At 74.6% G+C, this 26377-nt stretch carries 1 protein-coding gene and 2 pseudogenes; all 3 read right to left on the minus strand.

All coding sequences use genetic code 11. The features are described from left to right. Window positions 1-83 precede the first annotated feature (83 nt). Window positions 84-12344, minus strand: coding sequence for a type I polyketide synthase (locus tag AC5WAM_RS07295; RefSeq protein WP_495523523.1), 12261 nt, complete (start codon window positions 12342-12344; stop codon window positions 84-86). A 60-nt stretch (window positions 12345-12404) separates the two neighbouring features. Then, window positions 12405-16022, minus strand: a pseudogene (locus AC5WAM_RS07300) (type I polyketide synthase); the annotation flags it as partial. 91 nt (window positions 16023-16113) lie between these two features. Continuing rightward, window positions 16114-26349 (minus strand): annotated as a pseudogene (locus AC5WAM_RS07305) (type I polyketide synthase); the annotation flags it as partial. Window positions 26350-26377 lie beyond the last annotated feature (28 nt).

Consider the following 26377-nt stretch of genomic DNA (forward strand, 5'->3'; position numbering starts at 1 on the left):
GGAAGAACCGCGCTGAGGGGGGCGGCCGGTCCGGTGCCACGGCCCGGGTCGGGCGCGGCACCGGACCGGCCGGCCGGTTTCGGTCAGGACACGCCGAACTCCTTGTCGATGAAGTCGAAGACCTCGTCGGCGGACGCCGACTCCAGCTGCGAGGAGACCTTCTCGCCGTCGGCGGGCGCCTCGGCGTCGGTGCCCTTCCACTTCGCCATCAGCGCTTCGAGCCGCATCGTGATGCGCATGCGGTCGCCGTCGTCGGGCGCGATGGTGCCGAGGCCCGCCTCCAGGCGGTCCAGCTCGCGCAGCGTGGAGTCCACGCCGTCGGCGTCGTCCTGGAGCAGTTCCCCGCGCAGGTACTGGGACAGGACGGCGGACGTCGGGTGGTCGAACACGAGGGTGGCGGGCAGCCGCAGGCCCGTGGCCTTGTTCAGGCGGTTGCGGACCTCCACGGCCGTCAGCGAGTCGAAGCCCAGCTCGCGGAAGGCCAGGTGGGCGTCTATCGACTCCGCGTCGCCGTAGCCGAGCACGGCGGCCGCGTGCGTGCGCACCAGGTCGAGCAGGATCATCTCCCGCTCGGGCTCGGTGAGCGGAGTCAGCCGGCGGCGCAGCTCGGCCGCCGCGTCGTCGCCGGTGTCGGCCTCCGTCGCCGTCTCGGCCGCCACGGACCGCTCGTACCGGCGCACCTCGGGGATGTCACCGATGAACGGGCTGGTCCGGGCCGAGGTGAAGGCGGGCGCGAACCGCTCCCAGTCCAGGTCGGCGACGGCGAGGAAGGTCTCGTCGTGCGCGACCGCCTGGGCGAGGGCCGCGACCGCGAGGTCCGGCGCCATGGGGCGCAGGCCGCGGCGGCGGAACTGCTCCTCGCCCTCGTCCCCCGCCATGCCGCCCCCGGCCCACAGGCCCCAGGCCACCGAGGTGGCGGTCAGGCCGCGGGCGCGGCGCTGCTCGGCGAGGGCGTCGAGGTGGGCGTTGGCGGCCGCGTAGGCGCCCTGGCTGCCGCTGCCCCACACCCCGGCGTTGGAGGAGAACAGCACGAACGCGTCCAGCGAACCGGTGTCGAGGAGCTCGTCGAGGTGCGCGGCGCCCGCGACCTTCGCCTCCAGCACGGCGGCGATGTCGGCCGCGGACATGTCCGCGAGGGGCTGGCCCTGGCCGACGCCCGCCGCGTGGAAGACGGAGCGCAGCGTGTGCCCGTCCTCGGTGAGCCGGTCGAGCAGCCCGGCGACGGCCTCGCGGTCGGCCACGTCGCAGGCCGCGACGGTCACCTTGGTACCCAGCTCCTCCAGTTCGGCCTGGAGTTCCTCGGCGCCGGGGGCTTCGGGGCCGCGGCGGCTGGTGAGCACCAGGTGCTCGGCGCCCTCGCGGGCCAGCCAGCGCGCCACATGGCCGCCGATCGCACCCGTGCCGCCGGTGATCAGGGCGGTGCCGCGCGGCGCCCACTCGCGCGCCGCTCCGGCGTCGAGCGGGGCCCGGACGAACCGGCGTACGAGGACGCCCGCCTGGCGCACCGCGAGCTGGTCCTCGTCCCCGGCGCCCGCGAGGATCCCGGCGAGCTGGGCCGCGGCCCGGGCGTCGACGGTCTCCGGCAGGTCGACGAGGCCGCCCCAGCGGTCCGGGTACTCGAGCGCGGCGACGCGGCCGAGGCCCCACGCCTGCGCCTGCCCGGGCCGGGCCGGGGCGTCGCCGCGGCCGGTGGCGACGGCACCGCGCGTCACGGCCCACAGGCGGGCGCCGATCCCGGCGTCGCCGAGGGCCTGCACCAGCGCGACGGTCCCCGCGAGCCCGGCGGAGACGCCCGGGTGGTCCGCGAGAGCGGACTCGTCGAGGGCGAGAAGGCTGAGCACGCCGCTCGGCTCCCCGTCCGCCGTCAAGGCGTGCTCGAAGAGGCGCGCGGTCAGGGTCTCGCGGGTCATCTCCCCCGCAGTGACGCGGAGTTCGTCCACGTGGGCCCCGGCCTGCGCCAGGGCCTCGACGACCTCCGTGGCCTCCTCGCCCTCGGGCGCGACGAGCAGCCAGCGGCCCGTGAGGCCGGTGGCCGACAGGGCACCCGCGAGGGGCTGCCAGTCCACCTGGTAGCGCCAGCTGTCGACGGTCGACCGCTCGCGCCGCTGCCGCCGCCAGGACGAGAGCACCGGGAGCACGGCGCCGAGGTCCGCGGCGCAGGAGTCCTCCACCGCGAGCTCCACGGCCAGCTGCTCCAGGTCCTCGCGCTCCACCGCGTCCCAGAACCGGGACTCGACCTCGTCCGTGGCCTGCGGCGCCGCGTCGGGCAGCTCCTCCTGCGGGGCGAGCAGCCAGTAGTGCTCGCGCTGGAAGGCGTACGTGGGCAGGTCGACGGTCGTACGCGCGCCGGGGAAGAGGGCCTTCCAGTCCAGCTCGGCACCGTGCACGTGGGCTTCGGCGAGCGAGGCCGCGAGGCGATCGGCGCCGCCCTCGTCACGACGGAGGGAGCCGAGCGTGGCGGCCTGGCTGTCGGTCGCGTCGATCGTCGCCTGCACCGGGACGGTGAGCACCGGGTGCGGGCTCATCTCCAGGAACAGACCATGGCCCTCGGCGAGGAGCCCGCGCGTGGCGTGCTCGAACAGGACCGTCTGACGCAGGTTGCGGTACCAGTAGCCCGCGTCCATCGGCGTCCCGTCCAGCCACGAGCCCGTCAGCGTCGAGTACACCGGGACCCCAGCGGCCTGTGGGCTCACACCCTCAAGAGCCTCCAGGATCTGCGCCTCGATCTCCTCCACGTACGACGAATGCGACGCGTAGTCCACCGGGATCGTACGAGCACGGACGTCACGGGCCACGCACTGCGCGACCAGCTCCTCCAACGCCTCCGGCTCACCGGAAACCACCACCTGAGCCGGGCCGTTGACAGCCGCGACCTCGATCCGGCCCTCCCAGCCCGCGATCAGCTCACGAACCTCGGCCTCGAGCAGCGGCACCGACACCATGCCGCCCTTACCCGACAGCTCACGAATCGCCAGGCTCCGCAAGGCCACCACACGAGCCGCATCCCGCAGCGAGAGAGCTCCCGCCACACACGCGGCAGCGATCTCACCCTGACTGTGACCGACGACAGCCGCAGGCTCCACACCCGCCGCACGCCACACCGCAGCCAACGACACCATCACCGCGAACAACACCGGCTGAACCACATCCACCCGGTCGAACCGGTCGCCGCTCAACTCCTCAAGCAAGTCCCAGTCCACGAACTCACCGAGCGCCTCCGCACACTCCCGCATCCGCTCCGCGAACACCGGGCTGGACTCCAGCAGGTCCACGGCCATCCCGGCCCACTGCGAACCCTGCCCCGGGAACACGAACACCGGACGGACCACGCCGCCGAGGGTGCGGCCGGACACCACCTGGGGTGTCGCCTCGTCCTGTGCCAGGCGCTCCAGGGCGGCGAGGAGTTCCTCGCGGTCGCGGCCGAGGACGACGCCCCGGTGCTCGAACCGGGAGCGGGCCGCCGTGAGGGACCAGGCGACGTCGGCCGGTTCGAGGTCGGGGCGGGCGAGCAGGTGCTCGCGCAGCCGGGCCGCCTGGGCGCGCAGGGCGGGCTCGCCCTTGGCGGAGAGGGCGAGCGGCAGCACTCCGGCGACGACGGGCGCCGGGGCCCCGGCCTCCTCCTCGGCGGCGGGCTCGGCGGCCAGGGGCGGCTGCTCCAGGATCACATGGGCGTTGGTGCCGCTCATGCCGAAGGAGGAGACGCCCGCGCGGCGGGGCCCGTCCGCGCGCTCGGGCCAGTCGCGGGCCTCGGTGAGGAGCTCGACGGCGCCTTCGGTCCAGTCGACCTCGGGCGTCGGCTCGTCGATGTGCAGGGTCTGCGGCAGGACGCCGTGCTGCATGGCGAGGACCATCTTCATCACGCCCGCCACGCCGGAAGCGGCCTGGCTGTGCCCGATGTTGGACTTGATGGACCCCAGCCACAGGGGCTGTCCGCCCTCGGGCCGCTCCTGGCCGTATGTGGCGAGCAGCGCCTGCGCCTCGATCGGGTCGCCGAGGGTGGTGCCCGTGCCGTGCGCCTCGACCGCGTCCACGTCGGCCGCCGTCAGGCGGGCGTTGGCGAGCGCGGCACGGATGACGCGCTGCTGGGACGGGCCGTTGGGGGCGGTGAGGCCGTTGCTCGCGCCGTCCTGGTTGATGGCGGAGCCGCGGACGACCGCGAGGACCTTGTGGCCGTTGCGGCGCGCGTCCGACAGGCGCTCCAGGAGCACCAGGCCGACGCCTTCGGCCATGCCCATGCCGTCGGCGGCGGCCGCGAAGGCCTTGCACCGGCCGTCGTCGGCGAGGCCGCGCTGCTGGCTGAAGGCGATCAGGGCGCCGGGCGACGACATCACGGCGACGCCGCCCGCGAGGGCGAGCGAGCACTCGCCCTGGCGCAGCGCCTGCGCGGCCAGGTGCATCGCGACGAGCGACGAGGAGCAGGCCGTGTCGACGGTGACCGCCGGGCCTTCGAGGCCGAAGGTGTAGGCGATGCGGCCGGAGATGACGCTGGGCGCGCTGCCGGTGAGGATGTGGCCCTCGGCGCCCGCGGAGACCTGGCCGGGCGCGGTGCCGTAGTCCTGGTAGTTGGTGCCGACGAAGACCCCGGCGGTCTCGCCGCGTACGGCCTTGGGGTCGATCCCGGCGCGTTCGAACGCCTCCCAGGAGGTTTCCAGGAGGAGCCGCTGCTGCGGGTCCATGGCCAGGGCCTCGCGCGGCGAGATGCCGAAGAAGGCCGGGTCGAAGGCGCCCGCGTCGTGCAGGAAGCCGCCGCCCCTGGTCGTGGTGGTGCCGGGGGTCTCCGGGTCCGGGTCGTAGAGGTGGGCGGTGTCCCAGCCGCGGCCCGCCGGGTAGCCGCCGACGACGTCGGTGCGGTCCTGGAGGACCTGCCACATCTGCTCGGGGCTGCTGATGCCGCCGGGGTAGCGGCAGCTCATGGCGACGATGGCGATGGGCTCGTCGGTGGCCGCCGCGACGGGCGCGACGGCTGCGGGGGCGGCGGCCGTGTCGGCGCCGAGGACCTGGGTGCGCAGATAGGCGGCCAGGGCGGTGCCGTTGGGGTGGTCGAAGACGACCGTGGTGGGCAGCTTCAGACCGGTGGCGGCACCGAGGCGGTTGCGCAGGTCGACGGCGGTGAGCGAGTCGAAGCCGAACTCGCGGAAGGCCCGCTCCGGGTCGAGGGCCCCCGCGGACTCGTAGCCGAGGACCGCGGCGGCGTGCGTGAGCACGAGGTCGACCAGGACGCGGTCCCGCTCGGGCCCGGTGAGGCCGGTCAGGCGCTCGCGCAGCGCGGACGCCTTGGTCGAGGTCCCGGCGTCGGCGGCGTCGTCCCCGGTTCCGCCCTGGGCGGCGAGGACGCGCTGGGCGTCGGGCAGGTCCGCGAGCAGCGGGCGGGCGCGGCGCGAGGTGAACACGGGCACGAACTGGTCCCAGTCCACGTCGGCGAGGGCGAGGAACGTCTCGTCGTCGTCCAGGATCTGACGCATGCCCGCGAAGGCCAGGCCGGGGTCGAGGAACGGCAGGCCCTGGCGGCGCAGCTGCTCGGGGTCGACGTCGACGGGCGCGCTGCCGCTGAGGTGGGGGTTGACGACGTTCCACACGCCCCAGGCGATCGAGGTGGCGGTCAGGCCGCGTGCCCTGCGGTGCTCGGCGAGGGCGTCGAGGTGGGCGTTGGCCGCGGCGTAGGCGGCGTGGTCGCCGCTGCCCCAGACGCCCGCGATGGAGGAGAACAGCACGAACGCGTCGAGTTCCGCGGCCGCTTCGCCGTCCAGGAGCTCGTCCAGGACGACGGCGCCCGCGACCTTCGCCGCGACGATGTCGGCGAACTCCTCCAGGGTGGTGGTGGCGATCGGCGCCAGCTCGATGAGCGCGGCCGCGTGGATGACGGCGCGCAGGGTGTGCCCGTCGGCGGCGAGCCGGCCCAGGAGCGCCGCGACGGCGTCGCGGTCGGCGACGTCGCAGGACGCGATGGTCACCTGAACGCCCATCTCCTCCAGTTCCGCGCGGAGTTCGGCCGCGCCGGGCGCGTCCGGGCCGCGGCGGCTGGTGAGCACGAGGTGCTCGGCACCCTCGCGGGCCAGCCAGCGGGCGATGTGCGGGCCGAGGGCTCCGGTGCCGCCGGTGACCAGGACGGTGCCGCGCGGCGTCCACCCGGAACCGGTGCCCCGGGCCGGGGCCGCGGGCTCGGCCCGGACGAGGCGGCGCACGAGGACGCCGGAGCCGCGCACGGCGAGCTGGTCCTCGTCGCCGGCGCCCGCGAGGATCCCGGCGAGGCGGGCCCCCGTACGGCTGTCGGGGGTCGGCGGCAGGTCGACGAGACCGCCCCAGCGGTCGGGGTGCTCCAGGGCGACGACGCGGCCGAGGCCCCAGGTCTGCGCCTGGGCGGGGCTCTCCACCCGGTCGCCCCGGCCGGTGGACACGGCGCCGCTGGAGAGGGCCCACAGGCGGGCCTCTACGCCCGCGTCGCCGAGGGCCTGCACCAGCGCGACGGTACCGGCGAGCCCGGCGGGCAGCACGGGGTGCGCCGGGTGGGGCTCTTCGGCGAGGGCGAGCAGGGAGACGACGCCCGCGAGCCCGGCGGCGTCCGCGACGTGGTCGCGCAGCCGCGCGGCCAGCACCTCACGCGTCAACTCGGCGCCGGTGACGTGGAGTTCGACGGCTTCGGCTCCGGCCTGCGCCAGCGCCTCCAGGGCGCCCGCGGTCCACGGGTGCGCGGCCGCCTCCTCGGGTACGACGACCAGCCACCGGCCCGTGAGGACCGGGCCCGGGAGGCTGCCCGCGAGGGGCTTCCAGTTCACGGCGTAGCGCCAGCTGTCGATCGTGGACCGCTCGCGGCGCTGCCGCCTCCACGACGACAGGACGGGCAGGACGGCACCGAGTTCGGCGGCGGAGCCGTCCGCCACCTCCAGCTCGGCGGCGAGCTGCTCCAGGTCCTCGCGCTCCACGGCCTCCCAGAAGCGCGCCTCGACCTCGTCCACGGCGGCGGGCTCGGTGCCCGGCTCGGCCTCCGGGGACACCAGCCAGTAGTGCTGGTGCTGGAAGGCGTACGTGGGCAGGTCGACGAGGGTGCCGGGCACGAGGGCCCGCCAGTCGAGGTCCGCGCCCTGCGCGTAGGCCTCGCCGACCGAGGCCATGAGCCGCTCGGCGCCGCCTTCGTCGCGGCGCAGCGACCCGAGGGCGACGGCCGCCCCTTCGCGCCCGGCGGCCTCGATGGTGGCCTGCACGGGGACGGTGAGGACCGGGTGGGGGCTCATCTCCAGGAACAGGCCGTGCCCCTCGGCCAGGAGACCGCGCGTGGCGTGCTCGAACAGGACCGTCTGACGCAGGTTGCGGTACCAGTAGCCCGCGTCCATCGGCGTCCCGTCCAGCCAAGCGCCGGTCAGCGTCGAGTACACCGGGACCTGAGCCTCCTGCGGGCTCACACCCTCAAGCGCCTCCAGGATCTGCGCCTCGATCTCCTCCACGTACGAGGAGTGCGACGCGTAGTCCACCGGGATCGTACGAGCGCGAATGTCCTGGCCCACGCACTGCGCGACCAGCTCCTCCAACGCCTCCGGCTCACCGGAAACCACGACCTGGGCGGGCCCGTTGACAGCCGCGACCGACACGCGGTCGCCCCACGCGGTGATCAGCTCGCGCACCTCGGCCTCGGGCAGCGGCACGGACACCATGCCGCCCTTGCCCGACAGCTCCCGGATCGCCAGGCTCCGCAGCGCCACTACGCGGGCGGCGTCCCGCAGCGAGAGCGCGCCCGCGACGCACGCGGCCGCGATCTCACCCTGACTGTGACCGACGACAGCGGCGGGCTTCACCCCGGCCGCCTGCCAGACAGCGGCCAGCGACACCATCACCGCGAACAAGACGGGCTGAACCACATCGACGCGGTCGAACCGGTCGCCGTCCAGCTCCTCAAGCAGGTCCCAGTCCACGAACTCCGACAGCGCGTCCGCGCACTCGCGCATCCGCTCCGCGAACACCGGCGACTCGTCGAGCAGTTCACGCGCCATCCCGGCCCACTGCGAACCCTGGCCGGGGAAGACGAACACGGGCCGGACGGTGTCGCCCTGGGCGCGGCCCACGACCACGCCCTGCGCGGCCGCGTCGTCCCGCTCCAGGCCCGCCAGGGCGGCGAGCAGCTCTTCGCGGTCCCGGCCGAGGACGACGCCCCGGTGCTCGAACCGCGACCGCGCGGCGGTCAGCGACCAGGCCACGTCGGCGGGCGCGAGGCCCGTGTGGGCGATGAGGTGCTCGCGCAGCCGTCCGGCCTGGGCCCGCAGCGCCTCGGGCGTCTTGCCCGAGAGGGCCAGCGGGATCACGCCGGAGACCACCGACGGCGCGGGGGCCTCGGCGGCCGCGGGCCGCTCGGGCTGGACCGGCGCCTCGATGATCACGTGGGCGTTGGTGCCGCTGACGCCGAACGAGGAGACGCCCGCGCGGCGCGGCGCGCCGTCCCGGTCGGGCCATGCGCGGGCCTCCGCGAGGAGCTCCACGGTCCCGGCCGACCAGTCCACTTCGGGGGTCGGCGCGTCGAAGTTCAGGGTCCGCGGCAGGACGCCGTGGCGCATGGCCATGACCATCTTGATGACGCCGGCGACACCGGCGGCGGCCTGGGTGTGGCCGATGTTGGACTTCACCGAGCCGAGCAGGAGCGGTCGCTCGGCGGGGCGCTGCTTGCCGTAGGTGGCGATGAGCGCCTGGGCCTCGATCGGGTCGCCCAGGGGCGTGCCGGTGCCGTGGGCCTCGACCGCGTCGACGTCGGCGGGCGTGAGGCGGGCGTTGGCGAGGGCCTGGGTGATCACGCGCTGCTGCGAGGGCCCGTTGGGGGCGGTCAGGCCGTTGCTCGCGCCGTCCTGGTTCACGGCGGAGCCCCGGACGACCGCGAGCACCGGGTGGCCGTTGCGGCGAGCGTCGGAGAGCCGCTCCAGGACGAGCATGCCGACGCCTTCGCCCCAGCTGGTGCCGTCGGCGGCGGCTGCGAACGGCTTGCAGCGGCCGTCGGGGGCCAGGCCGCGCTGGCGGCTGAACTCCAGGAAGGTGCCCGCCGTGGGCATGACCGTCACACCGCCCGCGAGCGCCATGGTGCACTCGCCCTGCCGCAGTGCCTGCGCGGCCAGGTGCAGGGCCACGAGCGACGACGAGCAGGCCGTGTCGACGGTCACCGCCGGGCCTTCGAGGCCGAAGGAGTACGAGATGCGGCCCGAGGCGATGGCGCCCGAGCTGCCGGTGCCGAGGTAGCCGCCGAGGTCCTCGGGGACGCTGCTGAGCTGGGAGCCGTACTCGTGGTAGATGAGCCCGGCGAAGACGCCCGTGGGGCTGCCGTGCAGGGTCGCCGGGTCGATGCCCGCGCGCTCGAACGCCTCCCAGGAGGCTTCCAGGAGGAGGCGCTGCTGCGGGTCCATGGCGAGGGCCTCGCGCGGCGAGATGCCGAAGAAAGCCGCGTCGAAGTTGCCCGCGTCGTGCAGGAAGCCGCCCTCGCGGGCGTACGTGGTGCCGACCTGGTCGGGGTCGGGGTCGTACAGGGACGCGGTGTCCCAGCCCCGGCCCTCCGGGAATTCGCTGATGGCTTCCTCACCGTCGGTGAGGAGCCGCCACAGGTCTTCGGGGCTGCCCACGCCGCCGGGGAAGCGGCAGCTCATGGCGACGATGGCGATCGGTTCGTCCTGGGCGGCGGCCACGGCCGCCGGTGCCGTGCTGCCCGCTGCCGCGTACTCCCCGATGCCGCCGAGGAGTTCGCCGCCCAGGTACTGGGCGAGGACCTTGGGCGTGGGGTAGTCGAAGACGAGGCTGGCGGGCAGGCGCAGCCCAGTGGCGCCGCTCAGGCGGTTGCGCAGCTCGACGGAGGTCAGGGAGTCGAAGCCGAGCTCCTTGAACGCCTTGGTGGGCGCGACGTCCTCGCCGGACGCGTAGCCGAGGACGGCGGCCACCTGGGTGCGGACGAGGTCGAGCAGGGCGCGCTCGCGGTTCTCCGGGGGCAGCGCGGCCAGCTGGTCGGCGAGCGAGGTGCCCGCCGCGGCGGGTCCGGCCTCGACGACGCGCCGGGTGCGGGCGCCGCCGCGGATGAGGCCGCGGAACAGCGGCGGCACGTCGCCGCCGAACTGCCGGCGCAGGACGTCGGTGCGCAGCTTCATCGGCACGAGGGCCGCGTCGGCCTGGGTGAGGGAGGCGTCGAGCAGGGCGAGGCCCTCCTCGGCGGAGAGGGCCGCGACACCGGCCCTGCTCATGCGCTCCAGGTCGTCGTCGGCGAGGGCTCCGGCCATGCCGCCCTGGTCGGCCCACAGGCCCCAGGCCAGCGAGGTCGCGGGCAGACCCTGTGCGCGCCGGTGCTGAGCGAGGGCGTCCAGGAACGCGTTGGCGGCCGCGTAGTTGGCCTGCCCCGCACTGCCAAGCACACCGGCGGCGGAGGAGAACAGCACGAACGCCGACAGATCCAGACCGGCCGTCAGCTCATGCAGGTTGACCGCCGCGTCCACCTTCGGACGCAACACCCTGTCCAGACGCTCCGGGGTGAGCGAGGTGAGAATGCCGTCGTCGACGACACCGGCCACGTGGACGACCGCGCTCAGCTCGGACCGCACGCCCTCCAGGAGACCGGACAGGGCCTCGCGGTCGGCGACGTCACACGCCGCGATCCGCACCCGGGCGCCCAACTCCTCCAGTTCGGCACGGACTTCGCCCGCACCGGGCGCGTCCTCACCGCGCCGGGAGACCAGCAGCAGGTCCCGTACGCCGTGCTCACCGGCCAGGTGCCGGGCCACGACCCGGCCCAGACCACCCAGCGCACCCGTCACCAGGACCGTGCCTGCGGGCTCGAAGCGGGGCGGCAGAGTGAGCACGACCTTGCCGACGTGCCGGGCCTGGCTGAGGTAGCGGAACGCCTCCGGAGCCCGGCGCACGTCCCACGCCTTCACCGGCAGAGGCCTGAGCACCCCCCGCTCGAACAGGCCGAGGACCTCGGTCAGCATCTCCCGGATGCGGTCGGGCGACATCTCGGCGAGGTCGAAGCTCTGGTACGCCACGCCCGGGTGGGCGGCAGCGACGGCCTCGGGGTCGCGGAGGTCGGTCTTGCCCATCTCCACGAAGCGCCCGCCGCGCGGCAGGAGCCGCAGCGAGGCGTCCACGAACTCCCTGGCCAGGGAGTTGAGGACCACGTCCACGCCACGGCCCGCGGTGCCTTCGGTGACCGAGGCCTCGAAGTCCAGGGTCCGCGAAGAGGCGATGTGCGAGTCCTCGACGCCGAGGTCCCGCAGGACGTCCCACTTCCCCGCGCTCGCGGTGCCGTACACCTCGGCACCGAAGTGCCGCGCCAGCTGCACCGCGGCCATGCCCACGCCACCGGCGGCCGCGTGCACCAGGAGGGACTGGCCCTCCTGGAGGTCGGCCAGGTCACGCAGCGCGTAGTAGGCGGTCAGGAACACCGTCGGGATGGACGCGGCCTGTGCGAAGGACCAGCCTTCGGGGATCGACGCCACCATGCGCTCGTCGGCCACGGCGAGCGGGCCGAAGCCGCCGTCGATGAGGCCCAGGACGCGGTCGCCGACGGCGAGGCCGCTCACCTCGGGGCCCACCTCCACGACGACACCGGCGCCTTCGGTGCCCATGACCGCGTCGCCCGGGTACATGCCCAGGGCGATCAGCGCGTCACGGAAGTTGACGCCCGCCGCGCGCACCTCGACGCGCACCTCGCCCGCGCCCAGCGGTCGTCCGGCCCACTCCGGGGCGTCCTCGGCGACGGGCAGCAGCGCCAGGTTCTCCAGCGTGCCCCGGTCCGTGACGCCGAGCTGCCAGGACTGCCCGGCCGGGGCCGCGAGGGTCGCGACGCCCGTGGCGGCACGCATCAGGCGGGGCGCCCACACCACGTCGCCGCGCACCGCGACCTGCGGCTCGTCGAGGTCCAGGGCGCCCGGCAGCAGCGCGAGAGCGGCCTCCGTGCCATCGACGTCGGCCAGGACGATACGGCCCGGGTTCTCCGACTGCGCGGACCGCAGCAGACCCCACACCGGAGCGTCCACCAGACCCTCCGCCGACACCACGTCACCGGCGCCCACGCCCACCGCGCCGGACGTCACCACGACCAGACGGGAGTCCGCACCGCCCTCGAAGGACAGCCACTCCCCCACGACGCCGAGCGTGCTGTTCAGGGAGGCGCGCACCGCGGCGGCCGTACCGCCCGCGCGCTGTCCGCCGACGCAGGCGACGAAGACGGACTCCGGCACGGCAGCGCCGCCCCCGACCGCCTCCGCGAGCGCCGCGACATCCGCGTACGCCGCCACCGTCGCACCGGCGCCCTCCAGAGCGCCCCGCAGGCCCAGCTCGTCCGCGCCCAGCACCGCGTACGCGGCTCCGGCCGTCACGGCGGGCGCGGACACCACGCTCCAGTCGACCCGGAACAGCGAGTCGTCGTCGGCGGACGCGGCGTCCAGTTCACCGGCCGCGAGGGCCCGCAGGACGAGGGAGTCCACGGTGGCGACCGGTCGGCCGGTCTCGTCCGCGGCGAGCAGGGTCACCGCTCCGGACTCGGCGGGCGTCAGGCGGACCCGCAGCGTCGCGGCGCCGCTCGCGTACAGCGACACACCGGTCCAGGAGAACGGCAGCCGCGCGCCCGCACCGTCCGCGCCGACCGTGCTGAAGGCGAGGCCGTGGAGGCTCGCGTCGAGGAGCGCCGGGTGCAGGCCGTACGCACCGGCCTCGTCGCGCTCGGCCTCCGGAAGGGTGACCTCCGTGAAGACCTCGTCGCCACGCCGCCAGGCCGCTCGTACGCCCTGGAAGACCGGCCCGTAGCCGAGGCCCGCGGTGGCGAAGCCCGCGTAGAGCTCCCCGGTGTCCACGGCGGTGGCACCGGTCGGCGGCCACTGCGCGAGGTCGGCGTCCTGCCGCGCGGCGTGACCGGCATCGCCGACGGCGAGGACGCCCGCCGCGTGCCGGATCCACGGCTCGTCCGGTACGTCGTTCTGGCGCCGCGAGTGCAGCGTGAAGGTGCGGCGGCCGGACTCGTCCGGCTCCTCCACCCACAGCTGGAGCTGTACGCCGCCGTCCTCGGGCAGGACGAGCGGGGCTTCCAGGATCAGCTCTTCGAGCAGGTCGCAGCCGACCTCGTCACCGGCCCGCACGGCCAGCTCGACGAAGGCCGTGCCGGGCAGCAGCGTCCGCCCGGCGACGACGTGGTCGCCGAGCCAGGGGTGCGCGTCGACCGAGAGCAGGCTCGTGAACAGGCGTGCCTCGCTCCCGGCCACCTCGACGGCCGCGCCGAGCAGCGGGTGGTCGGCGGCGGCCAGCCCGGCCGAGGTCACGTCGCCGGTGAGGGCCGGGGCGTGCAGCCAGTAACTCTGCCGCTGGAAGGCGTAGGTGGGCAGGGCCACGCGGCGCCGCGACTCGACCGGGGCGTACAGCGGCGCCCAGTCGACGGCGATGCCGCGTACCTGCAGCTGCGCGAGCGCCGTGAGGAACGCGTCGGCCTCGGGGCGGTCCTTGCGCGTGGCCGCGACGAGCCCCGACTGGCTCTCGGGCTCGGTGAGCGTGTCATGCGCCATCGCGGTCAGGACGGAGTCCGGGCCGAGTTCGAGGAGGGTGCCGACACCGAAGCCGGTGAGGGCGTTCAGGCCGTCGTGGAAGCGCACTGCCTCACGGATGTGGCGGACCCAGTACTCGGGGTCCTTCAGCTCGGCGGCCTTCGCCAGTTCACCGGTGAGGTTCGAGACGACGGGAAGCGTCGGCTCCTGGTACGTCAGCTTGGCCGCGACCTCACGGAAGGCGTCGAGCGCCGGGTCCATCAGGGGCGAGTGGAAGGCGTGCGAGACCTTCAGCCACTTCACCTTCCGGCCCTGGTCACGCAGAGTCTGCTCCAGGCCTTCGAGGGCACCGCGGTCACCGGAGAGCACCAGCTGCGCGGGACCGTTCACGGCCGCCACACCCACCCGGTCCGACAGGCCGTCGAGCAGCGGCAGCACGTCCGCTTCCGCAGCCTGCACGGCCAGCATCGCGCCGCCCTCCGGGAGGGCCTGCATCAACCGGCCACGCGCCGCGACCAGTTCGGCTGCATCTTCGAGGGACCACAGTCCGGCCACGTACGCCGCAGCCAGCTCACCGATGGAGTGACCGCCGACGATCTCCGGGCGTACCCCGAAGGACTCGGCGAGACGGAAGAGGGCGACCTCCACGGCGAACAGGGCGGGCTGGGCGTAGCCGGTCTGGTCAAGGAGGTCGGCGTCCGCGCCGAACATCACGCTCTGGAGCGAACGTTCTATCCACGGATCGATATGGGCACACACCTCGTCCAGCGCGTCCGCGAACACCGGGAACGCCTCGTACAGCTCACGGCCCATCCCGATCCGCTGGCTGCCCTGGCCGGTGAAGACGATGCCGAGGCGGCCCTCGGCCACCGCGCCCGTGACGGCGGCCGGGCCGCCGGTGGCCAGCGACTCCAGGCCGGTCAGGAACTCCTCGCGGGTGCGGCCGAGGACGACCGCCCGGTGCTCGTGCAGGGCACGGCCGGACAGCAGTGACCAGCCGACCTCGACGGGGTCCTGGCCGGGGTCGCCCGCGACGTGGTCGCGCAGCCGCTCGGCCTGCTCCCGCAGCGCCTCCGCGCTGCGCGCCGACACCAGCCACGGCACGGCCGTGACCGGAGCGACCGGCTCCACGATCTCGGCGGGCTCCTCGACCGGCGCCTGCTCCACGATCACATGGGCGTTGGTGCCGCTGACGCCGAAGGAGGAGACACCCGCGCGGCGCGGCACGCCGTCCTCGCGCTCGGCCCACGGCCGCGACTCGGTGAGCAGTTCCACCGCACCGGCGGACCAGTCGACGTGGGTGCTCGGGCGGTCCACGTGCAGCGTCTGCGGCAGGACGCCCTCACGCATCGCCATGACCATCTTCATGATGCCCGCGACACCGGCGGCGGCCTGCGTGTGACCGATGTTCGACTTGATGGAGCCCAGCCACAGGGGCTGGCCCTCCGGCCGCTCCTGGCCGTAGGTGGCGAGCAGGGCCTGAGCCTCGATCGGGTCGCCCAGGGTGGTGCCCGTGCCGTGGCCCTCGACGGCGTCGATCTGCTCGGGCGCGAGGTGGGCGTTGGCGAGGGCCTGGAGGATGACGCGCTGCTGGGACGGGCCGTTGGGGGCGGTCAGGCCGTTGCTCGCGCCGTCCTGGTTCACGGCGGAACCACGGACGACCGCCAGGACCTCGTGGCCGTTGCGGCGCGCGTCGGACAGGCGCTCCAGGAGGAGCAGGCCGACGCCCTCGCCCCAGCCGGTGCCGTCGGCAGCGTCGGCGTACGGCTTGCAGCGGCCGTCGAGGGCGAGGCCGCGCTGCTTGCTGAAGTCGACGAAGGTGCCGGGCGTGAACATCACGGTCACGCCGCCCGCCAGGGCGAGCGAGCACTCGCCCTGGCGCAGCGCCTGGACGGCCAGGTGCAGGGCCACGAGCGAGGAGGAGCACGCCGTGTCGATGGTGACGGCGGGGCCCTCCAGGCCGAAGGTGTAGGCGACCCGGCCGGAGACGATGCTGCTGGACGCGCCGGTGCCGAGGTAGCCCTCGACGTCCTCGGGCACGGAGTGCAGACGCGAGGCGTAATCGTGGTACATGACGCCCGCGAAGACGCCGGTGCGGCTGCCGCGCAGCGAGGCCGGGTCGATGCCCGCGCGCTCGAACACCTCCCAGGAGGTCTCCAGGAGCAGCCGCTGCTGCGGGTCGGTGGCCAGCGCCTCGCGCGGCGAGATCCCGAAGAACGAGGCGTCGAACTCGTCGGCCTCGTGCAGGAAGCCGCCCTCGCGGGCGTAGGACGTACCGGAGTTGTCGGGGTCCGGGTCGTAGAGCGCGTCGGCGTCCCAGCCGCGGTTGGTGGGGAACGGCGTCAGGGCGTCGGTGCCCTGCGCGACGAGCCGCCACAGCTCCTCGGGGGTGCGGACGCCGCCGGGGTAGCGGCAGCTCATCGCGACGATCGCGATGGGCTCCTGGTCCCGCTCCTCCACCTCGCGCAGACGGCGACGAGCTTGACGCAAGTCGGATGTCGTCCGCTTGAGGTAATCCCGAAGCTTCTCCTCGTTCGACATCTCTGGTCAGCTCCTCGTGGTGTTGATAAAGGCCGCGCTGGTCGCGCTGGTCGTACGGTTCACTTCGGGTCTTTCGGATGCTGCGGGCACGTCAGGTGAGGCCGAGTTCGTCGTCGAGCGCGTCGAAGAGTTCCTCGTCCGAGACCGCGTCCAGGTCCAGGTCGTCCTCGTCCGCGGCGCCTGCGGACCCCGCCGTCTGTCCTTGGGGTGCGCTCCAGCGCGACAGGAGGGTCTGGAGCCGGATGGTGATCTTCGACTGCGCGATGCTGTCCGCCTCCATCGCGAGGAGGGCCGACTCCAGGCGGTCCAGCTCGTCGAGCACGGACAGGCCGCCGCCGTCCGCCGCGCCGCCGAGCGGCAGCGCGGTGGCGAGGTGGGCCGCCAGGGCGGCCGGGGTCGGGTAGTCGAAGATCAGCGTGGCGGGCAGCCGGAGGCCGGTGGCCCCGTTCACGGCGTTGCGCAGCTCGACGGCGGTGAGCGAGTCGAAGCCGAGCTCCCGGAAGGCCCGGTGGGCCTCCACGGCGGCCGCGGACTCGTAGCCGAGGACGGCCGCCACGTGGGTGCAGACCAGTTCGGTGAGCACCTTGTCGCGCCCGGCCGCGTCGAGCCCCGTGAGGCGGGCGATCAAGGGGGCCTGGCCCGCCGGCTCGGCCGTGGTCGCGCCGGCCGCGGCGCGCCGGGCCGGGGTGCGGACCAGGCCGCGCAGCAGCGCCGGTACGCCGTCGGCGTCCGCGTCCGCCGCGGCCCGCAGGGACGCCAGGTCCAGGCGGAGGGGCACGAGGGCGGCGGGCGCGTAGGCCGCGCCGACCGCCGCGTCCAGGAGGGCCAGGCCCTCCTGGGTCGACAGCGGGGCGACGCCGCCGCGGGTCATGCGCTGGAGGTCGGCGTCGGCGAGGCCGCCGGTCATCGCGCTGTCCTGGGCCCACATGCCCCAGGCCAGCGAGGTCGCGGGGAGGCCCTGGGCGCGGCGGGAGGCCGCGAGGGCGTCCAGGAAGCTGTTGGCCGCGGCGTAGTTCGCCTGGCCCGCGCCGCCGAGGACTCCGGCGGCGGAGGAGAACAGGACGAAGGCGCTCAGGTCGCGTCCCGCGGTGAGTTCGTGCAGGTTGAGCGCCGCGTTCACCTTGGCGCGCAGCACGGTGTCGACGCGCTCCGGGGTGAGGGACGTGACGACGCCGTCGTCGAGGACGCCCGCCACGTGCACGACCGCCGTGAGGTCGGCGCCCTTGTCGTCGAGGAGCGCGGCCAGGGCGTCGCGGTCGGCCACGTCACAGGCGGCGACCGTCACCTCGGCGTCGAACCCGGCGAGTTCGTCGAGGAGTTCGGCCGCCCCCGCGGCCTCCGCGCCGCGGCGCGAGACGAGGAGCAGGTCGCGCACGCCGTGGTGCCCGGCGAGGTGGCGCACCACTTCGCGGCCCAGGCCGCCGAACGCGCCCGTGACGAGGACGGAGCCCGCACCCCAGGGCGCGTCGGCGCCGCCGGTGGCCGGGACGCGGGACAGGCGCGGCACGAAGACCGCGCCGTCGCGCACCGCGACCTCGGGCTCGCCGGACGCGAGCACGGCGGCGAGCACCGACTCGTCCACACCGGAGACGGAACCGGCACCGGAGAGGGAACCGGAGACGGAACCGGAGACGGAACCGGTGTGGGAGCCGCTGCCGAAGCCCGCGCCGATGCCGGTCTCGGTGCCGGTGCCGGTGTCGGTGTCCACGAGGACGAACCGGCCCGGGTGCTCGGAGCGGGCCGAGCGCACCAGGCCCCACACGGCCGCGCCCACCGGATCCACGGCGCTGTCACCGGTGGCGACGGCACCGCACGTCACCACCACCAGCGGCAGCGCCGCATACCGCTCGTCGGCCAGCCAGTCCTGCACCACGCCCAGCGCCTCGGCGAGGCGTGCCGACACGGCCTCCGGGCTCACCGCGCCCTCGGCTCCACCGGTCCGCCACACCACGGCGTCCGGCAGTTCCTTGCTCGCGGCCAGCTCCTCGTACGAGGCCAGCGCGACACCCGCGGCGGAGGCCACGGACTGCGGCCGCCACTCCACGTGGAACATCGAGTCGTCGGCCGCACCGCCGCCGAGCCGGTCCACCGCGACGGGCCGGAAGACCAGCGAGTCGACCGTGGCGACCGGGTCGCCGAGCCCGTCCGCGACGGCGAGGGACACGCCGTCGCCGCCCGCCGGGGCGAGCCGGACGCGCAGCGTGGACGCCCCGGTCGCGTGCAGCGAGACACCGCTCCAGGCGAACGGCAGCCGCGCCCCTTCGCCCTCGACCCCCGCGTCCCGGAGCACGCCGAGGCCGAGCACGTGCAGGGCCGCGTCGAGGAGGGCCGGGTGCAGCCGGAAGGCCTGCGCGCTGTCGGCCTGCTCCTGCGGGAGCGCGACCTCGGCGAACACCTCGTCGCCGCGCCGCCAGGCGGCACGCAGCCCCTGGAACGCCTCCCCGTAGGAGAAGCCGAGTTCCGTCAGGTGCTGGTAGAGGCCCTCGACATCGACCTCGGCGGCGTCGCGCGGCGGCCACTCGGCGAGCCGGAACTCCGGCTGCCGCAGCCCGCCGTCGGCGAGCACACCGGTGGCGTGCGCGGTCCAGCCGCCGTCGGCCGCGTGGTCCTCGCGCTCCTCACGGGAGTGGAGGACGACCGCGCGCCGCCCGTCGGCGTCCGCGGCGCCCACACTGACCTGGAGCTGTACGGCACCACGGTCCAGCAGCACCAGCGGAGCGGCGAGCGTCAGCTCCTCAAGGACCCCGCAGCCGACCTCGTCACCGGCCCGCACGGCCAGCTCCACGAACGCCGTACCGGGCAACAGCACCCGGCCCGCCACCGCGTGATCCGCGAGCCACGGATGCGTCGCCAGCGAAAGCCGCCCGGTGAAGAGGTGGCCGTCCGAGTCCGCCAGCGGCACCGCGGCGCCCAGGAGCGGGTGCCCCGCCGCGACCAGACCGGTGGCGGACACGTCACCGCCCGCGCCGGTGGCCGCGCTCGGCCAGTAGCGCCTCCGCTGGAAGGCGTACGTGGGCAGCTCGACCCGGCCGCGCGCCTCCGCGCCCGCGTACAGCGGCGCCCAGTCGACCTCGACGCCGCGCACGTACAGCTGCGCCAGGGCCGCCAGGAACGTGCCGGGCTCCGCTCGGTCCTTGCGGACGGCGGCGACCAGGCCCGCCTGGGCGGCGGGCTCGGTGAGCGTGTCGTGGGCCATCGCGGTGAGCACCGCGTCGGGGCCCAGCTCCAAGAGCGTCGAGACACCCTGCCCGGCCAGTGCCTTCAGACCGTCGTGGAAGCGCACCGCCTCACGGACGTGCCGCACCCAGTACTCCGGGTCCTTCAGCTCGGCAGGATCCGCCAGCTCACCGGTGAGGTTGGAAACGACGGGCAGCGTCGGATCCTGGTACGTCAGCTTGGCCGCGACCTCACGGAAATCGTCCAGGGCCGGGTCCATCAGGGGCGAGTGGAAGGCGTGCGAGACCTTCAGCCACTTCACCTTCCGGCCCTGGTCACGCAGCGTCTGCTCCAGGCCTTCGAGGGCACCGCGGTCACCGGAGAGCACCAGCTGCGCGGGACCGTTCACAGCCGCCACACCCACCCGGTCCGACAGGCCGTCGAGCAGCGACAGCACGTCCGCTTCCGCAGCCTGCACGGCCAGCATCGCACCGCCCTCGGGCAGCGCCTGCATCAACCGGCCACGCGCCGCCACCAGTTGAGCGGCATCTTCGAGGGACCACAGCCCCGCCACATACGCGGCCGCCAGCTCACCGATCGAATGCCCGCCCACGATCTCCGGACGGACCCCGAAGGACTCCGCCAGGCGGTACAGCGCCACCTTGACGGCGAACAACGCGGGCTGCGCGTAACCGGTCTGCTCAAGCAGCTCGGCATCCGCACCGAACATCACGCTCTGGAGCGAACGTTCTATCCACGGATCAATATGGGCACACACCTCGTCCAGTGCGTCCGCGAACACCGGGAAGGTCTCGTACAACTCGCGGCCCATCCCGATCCGCTGGCTGCCCTGACCGGTGAACATCACACCGAGGCGGCCCTCGACGACCGAGCCGGACACCACGCCGGGGCCGCCGGACGCCAGTGCTTCGAGGCCGACGAGGAGTTCGTCGTTGCTGCGGCCCAGGACCACGGCCCGGTGTTCGAGCGCGGAGCGGCCCGAGAGCAGCGACCGGCCGACGGCCACCGGGTCCAGGCCGGTGTGCGTCACCACGTGCTCGCGCAGCCGGTCGGCCTGCGCCCGCAGGGCCTCCGCGCTGCGGCCGGACACCAGCCACGGCACCGCCGTCGTCACGGGCCCGGCGGGCTCGGCGGGCCCGACCGGCTCCGCGGGCTCCGCCACCGGCGAGGCCTCCACGATGACGTGGGCGTTGGTGCCGCTCACGCCGAAGGACGAAACGCCCGCGCGGCGCGGCCCGCCGTCGTGGCGAGCGGACCACGCGCGCGACTCGGCGAGGAGTTCGACGGCGCCCGCCGACCAGTCGACGTGCGTGCTCGGCCGGTCCACGTGCAGGGTCGGCGGCAGGACCCCCTCACGCATCGCCATGACCATCTTGATGACACCGGCGACACCGGCGGCGGACTGGGTGTGGCCGATGTTGGACTTGATGGAGCCCAGCCACAGCGGCTGGTCCTCCGGCCGGTCCTGGCCGTAGGTGGCGAGGAGGGCCTGGGCCTCGATCGGGTCGCCCAGGGTGGTGCCCGTGCCGTGGGCCTCGACGGCGTCGACATCGGCGGCTACGAGGCCAGCGTTGGCCAGGGCGGCGCGGATGACGCGCTGCTGGGAAGGGCCGTTGGGGGCGGTCAGGCCGTTGGAGGCGCCGTCCTGGTTGATGGCGGAGCCCCGTACGACGCCGAGAACCTCGTGGCCGTTGCGGCGCGCGTCGGACAGGCGCTCCAGGAGCAGCAGGCCCACGCCCTCACCCCAGCCCGTGCCGTCCGCCGCCTCGGCGAACGGCTTGCAGCGGCCGTCGCCCGCGAGACCGCGCTGGCGGCTGAACTCCAGGAAGGCGGCGGGGCTCACCATGACGGTGACGCCGCCCGCGAGGGCCATGTCGCACTCGCCCTGGCGCAGCGCCTGCGCCGCCAGGTGCAGCGCGACGAGCGAGGACGAGCAGGCCGTGTCGACCGTGACGGCCGGGCCTTCGAGCCCGAAGCTGTACGAGAGGCGGCCGGAGATGACGCTCGTCGCGTCGCCCGTCATCAGGTAGCCCTCGACGCCCTCCGGGGCGTGGGCCAGACCCGCCGACCAGCCCTGGGAGCAGGCGCCGACGAACACGCCGGTGCTGCTGCCGTGCAGGGCCGAGGGCGCGATGCCCGCGCGCTCGAACAGCTCCCAGGAGGTCTCCAGGAGGAGCCGCTGCTGCGGGTCCATGGCGAGGGCCTCGCGCGGCGAGATCCCGAAGAGACCGGCGTCGAACTCGGACACGTCGTAGAGGAAGCCGCCCTGCGCGGCGAAGCTCGGGTCGTCGGAGCCGCTCGGCTGCGGCTGGAAGAGCCCGTCGGGGCCCCAGCCGCGGTCGGTGGGGAAGACGGAGATCGCGTCGGTGCCCTCGGCGACGAGGTGCCACAGGGCCTCGGGGCTGGTGGCGCCGCCCGGGTAGCGGCAGCTCATGGACACGATGGCGATGGGGTCGTCGTCGACGTCCGCCACGGGCCGGGCCACGACCGGGGCGGCCTCGGCCTCCCCGACGAGCTGCGTGCGCAGGTATCCCGCGAGGACCGCGGACGTGGGGTAGTCGAAGACGAGGGTCGTGGGCAGCTTCAGGCCGGTGGCCGTCGCGATGCGGTTGCGCACCTCGACCGCGGTCAGGGAGTCGAAGCCCAGCTCGCGGAACGCCCGGCCGGGTTCGACGGCTTCCGGGCCCGCGTAGCCGAGCACGGCCGCGGCGTGGCCGCGTACGAGGTCGAGGAGCTGGCGCTCCTGCTCGCGCTCCGCGAGGCCCGCGAGCCGCTCGGCCCACTCGGAGCCAGCGCCCTTGGCGCCGGCCGGGGCGGCCGTCTCGGGCTCGGCGAGCGCGCGCCGCACCTCCGGCAGGTCGCCGATGAAGGGGCTGGGCCGCACCGATGTGAACGAGGGCGCGAACCGCTCCCAGTCCACGTCCGCGACGGCCAGGAACGTCTCGCCGTGCGCCACGGCCTGGGCCAGCGCCGCCACCGCGCGCTCCGGCGCCATCGCGGTCACGCCCCGGCGCCGCAGGTGCTCCTCGGCCTGTTCCTCGGCGGCCATGCCGCTGCCGCCCCAGGCGCCCCAGGCGACGGAGGTGGCGGGCAGGCCGCGGGCCCGGCGGGATTCGGCGAGCGCGTCGAGGTAGGCGTTGGCGGCCGCGTAGGCGCCCTGGCCACCGCCGCCCCACACACCGGAGTTCGACGAGAAGAGCACGAACGCGTCGATGCCCTCGGAGTCGAGGAGTTCGTCGAGGTGCGCGGCGCCCGCAGTCTTCGCGCCGAACACCTCGGCGATGTCGGCGGCGGACATGTCCGCGAGGGGGCAGGAGGGGCTCACACCGGCGGCGTGGAAGACGGAGCGGACGGTGTGTCCCTCGGCGGCCAGTTCGTCGAGGAGGCGCACGACGGCCTCCCGGTCGGCCACATCGCAGGCCGCGACGGTGACCTCGGCACCCAACTCCTCAAGCTCCGCCTGGAGTTCGGACGCGCCGGGCGCGTCGAGGCCGCGGCGACTGGTGAGCACCAAGTGCTCGACGCCCTCACGGGCCAGCCAGCGCGCCACGTGCCCGCCGATCGCACCCGTACCACCGGTGATCAACGCGGTGCCGCGCGGCGCCCACTCCACCGCCGGGCCGTCGAGCGGCGCGTGCGCGAAGCGGCGCACGAACACGCCCGTGTCGCGCACCGCGAGCTGGTCCTCGTCGCCGAGCCCCGTGAGGATCGACGTGAACCGGGACGCGCCGCGCGCGTCGTACGACGGCGGCAGGTCGATCAAGCCGCCCCAGCGGTCCGGGTGTTCCAGGGCCACGACCCGGCCGAGGCCCCACAGCTGGGCCTGCTCCGGGCTCTCGACGCGGTCGCTGCGGCCGGTCGACACCGCTCCCCGGGTCACCGCCCACAGCCGGGCGCCGACGCCCGCGTCACCGAGGGCCTGCACCAGGGCCACGGTTCCCGCCAGACCGGCAGGCACGCCCGCGTGCTCCGCGTGCGCCGACTCCTCGAAGCCGAGCAGCGACACCACACCGGCGAACTCCGCGCCGACGGCTTCCCGCAGCCGGAAGGCCAGCGCCTCACGCGTCAACTCCTGCGCCGCGACGCGCAGTTCCTCGACCTCCGCACCGGCCCGCGTCAGCGCCTCGACGACGCCGGGCGTCCAGGTGTGGTCCTCCGCGCTCTCCGGTACGACGACCAGCCAGCGGCCCAGAAGCGCGGGCACGGGCAGGCCGCCCGCCTGCGGCTTCCAGGTCACGCGGTAGCGCCATCCGTCGATCGTCGACCGCTCGCGCCGCTGCCGCCGCCAGGACGCGAGGCCCGGAAGGACCGCGCTCAGCGACGACTCGTCGACGTCCACGAGCGTGGACGTCAACTGCGCCAGGTCCTCGCGCTCCACGGCCTCCCAGAACCGGGACTCCGCCTCGTCCACGGACAGCGCGGCGTCACCGTCCGCGTCCTGGTCCGGGGCGAGCATCCAGTAGTGATCGCGCTGGAAGGCGTACGTGGGCAGGTCGACGGTCGTACGCGCGCCGGGGAGAAGGGCCTTCCAGTCCAGCTCGGCACCGTGGACGTGGGCTTCGGCCAGGGAAGCCATGAGGCGGTCGGCGCCGCCCTCGTCGCGCCGGAGCGAGCCGAGGGTGGCGGCCTGGCTGTCCGTCGCGTCGATCGTCGCCTGCACCGGGACGGTGAGCACCGGGTGCGGGCTCATCTCCAGGAACAGACCATGGCCCTCGGCGAGCAGGCCACGGGTGGCGTGCTCGAACAGGACCGTCTGACGCAGGTTGCGGTACCAGTAGCCGCCGTCCATCGGCGTCGCGTCCAGCCAAGCACCGGTCAGCGTGGAGAACACCGGGACCTGAGCCTCCTGCGGGCTCACACCCTCAAGCGCCTCCAGGATCTGCGCCTCGATCTCCTCCACGTACGACGAATGCGACGCGTAGTCCACCGGGATCGTACGAGCACGGACGTCGCGGGCCACGCACTGCGCGACCAGCTCCTCCAAAGCCTCCGGCTCACCCGAAACCACCACCTGAGCCGGGCCATTGACGGCCGCGACCTCGATGCGACCCTCCCAGCCCGCGATCAGCTCACGGACCTCGGCCTCGGGCAGCGGCACCGACACCATGCCGCCCTTACCCGACAGCTCACGGATCGCCAAGCTCCGCAGCGCCACCACGCGAGCGGCGTCCCGCAGGGACAGGGCCCCCGCGACGCACGCGGCCGCGATCTCACCCTGACTGTGACCCACCACGGCGGCGGGCTTCACCCCGGCCGCCTGCCAGACAGCAGCCAGCGACACCATCACCGCGAACAAGACGGGCTGAACCACATCGACACGGTCGAACCGGTCGCCGCTCAACTCCTCAAGCAAGTCCCAGTCCACGAACTCGCCGAGCGCCTCCGCACACTCCCTCATCCGCTCCGCGAACACCGGCGACTCGTCGAGCAGTTCGCGCGCCATCCCGGCCCACTGCGACCCCTGCCCCGGGAACACGAACACCGGACGGACCATGCTGCCGAGGGCGCGGCCCGTGAGGGCGTCGCCGTCGGCAAGGCGCTGGAGCCCGGCGAGGAGGTCGTCCCGGTCGCGGCCGAGGACGACGCCCCGGTGCTCGAAGCGGGAGCGGGCCACCGCCAGGGACCAGGCCGCGTCGGCCGGTTCGATGCCGGTGTCGGCGAGCAGGTGCGCGTGCAGCCGGGCCGCCTGGGCGCGCAGGGCCTCCGGGGTGCGGCCCGAGAGGGCCAGCGGGATCACGCCGGGCACCACCGAGGGCGCGGCGTCCTGGCCGTCGTCGGCGGTCTCGGGCTCCTCGGGTTCGCGTACCTGCTCCACGATGACGTGGGCGTTGGTGCCGCTCACGCCGAAGGAGGAGACGCCCGCGCGGCGCGGGCCGCCGCCGTCCCGCTCGGCCCACTCGCGGGCCTCGGTGAGGAGCTCGACGGTCCCCGCCGACCAGTCCACCTGCGGGGTCGGCTCGTTGACGTGCAGGGTCTGCGGCAGGACGCCTTCGCGCATCGCCATGACCATCTTGATGACACCGGCGACACCGGCCGCGGCCTGCGTGTGGCCGATGTTGGACTTCAGCGAGCCCAGCCACAGCGGGCGGTCCGCGGAGTGTTCCTTGCCGTACGTCGCGATGACGGCCTGGGCCTCGATGGGGTCGCCGAGGGTGGTGCCCGTGCCGTGGGCCTCGACGGCGTCGACGTCGCCCGGCTTCAGGCCCGCGCTGGCCAGGGCGTCGCGGATGACGCGCTGTTGCGAGGGGCCGTTGGGGGCGGTCAGGCCGCTGCTCGCGCCGTCCTGGTTCACGGCGGAGCCCCGTACGACCGCGAGGACCTTGTGGCCGTTGCGGCGGGCGTCGGACAGGCGCTCCAGGAGGAGCAGGCCCGCTCCCTCGCCCCAGCCGGTGCCGTCAGCCGAGGCGGCGAAGGACTTGCAGCGGCCGTCGGTCGACAGGCCGCGCTGGCGGCTGAAGTCGATGAAGGTGCCCGCCGTGGGCATCACGGTCACGCCGCCCGCGAGCGCGAGGGAGCACTCGCCCTGCCGCAGCGCCTGCGCCGCCAGGTGCAGGGCCACCAGGGAGGAGGAGCAGGCCGTGTCGACGGTGACGGCGGGGCCTTCGAGGCCGAGGGTGTAGGCGACGCGGCCGGAGACGACGGAGCCCGCGTTGCCGGTGCCGATGTAGCCCTCGACGCCTTCCGGCAGGGCGTGCAGTCGGGTCGCGTAGTCGTAGTACATGACGCCCGCGAAGACGCCGGTGCGGCTGCGGCGCAGCGAGACCGGGTCGATGCCGGCGCGCTCGATGGCCTCCCAGGCGGTCTCCAGGAGGAGCCGCTGCTGCGGGTCCATCGCCAGGGCCTCGCGCGGGGAGACGCCGAAGAACGAGGCGTCGAACTGCGGGGCGTCGTAGAGGAAGCCGCCCTCCGCGGTGTAGCTGGTGCCCTGCTTGTCGGGGTCCGGGTCGAACAGGTCGTCCGTGTCCCAGCCGCGGTCGGTGGGGAACGCGGAGATCGCGTCGGTGCCGTCGGCGACGAGCCGCCACAGGTCCTCGGGCGTGTTCACGCCGCCGGGGTAGCGGCAGCTCATGCCGACGATCGCGATGGGCTCCTGGCGGGCGTCCTCCAGTTCCCGCACCCGGCGGCGGGCGTCGCGCAGGTCGGCCGTCGCCCGCTTCAGGTAGTCGAGGTACTTCTCC

The sequence above is a fragment of the Streptomyces sp. JLYT201 genome, assembly GCF_059448825.1.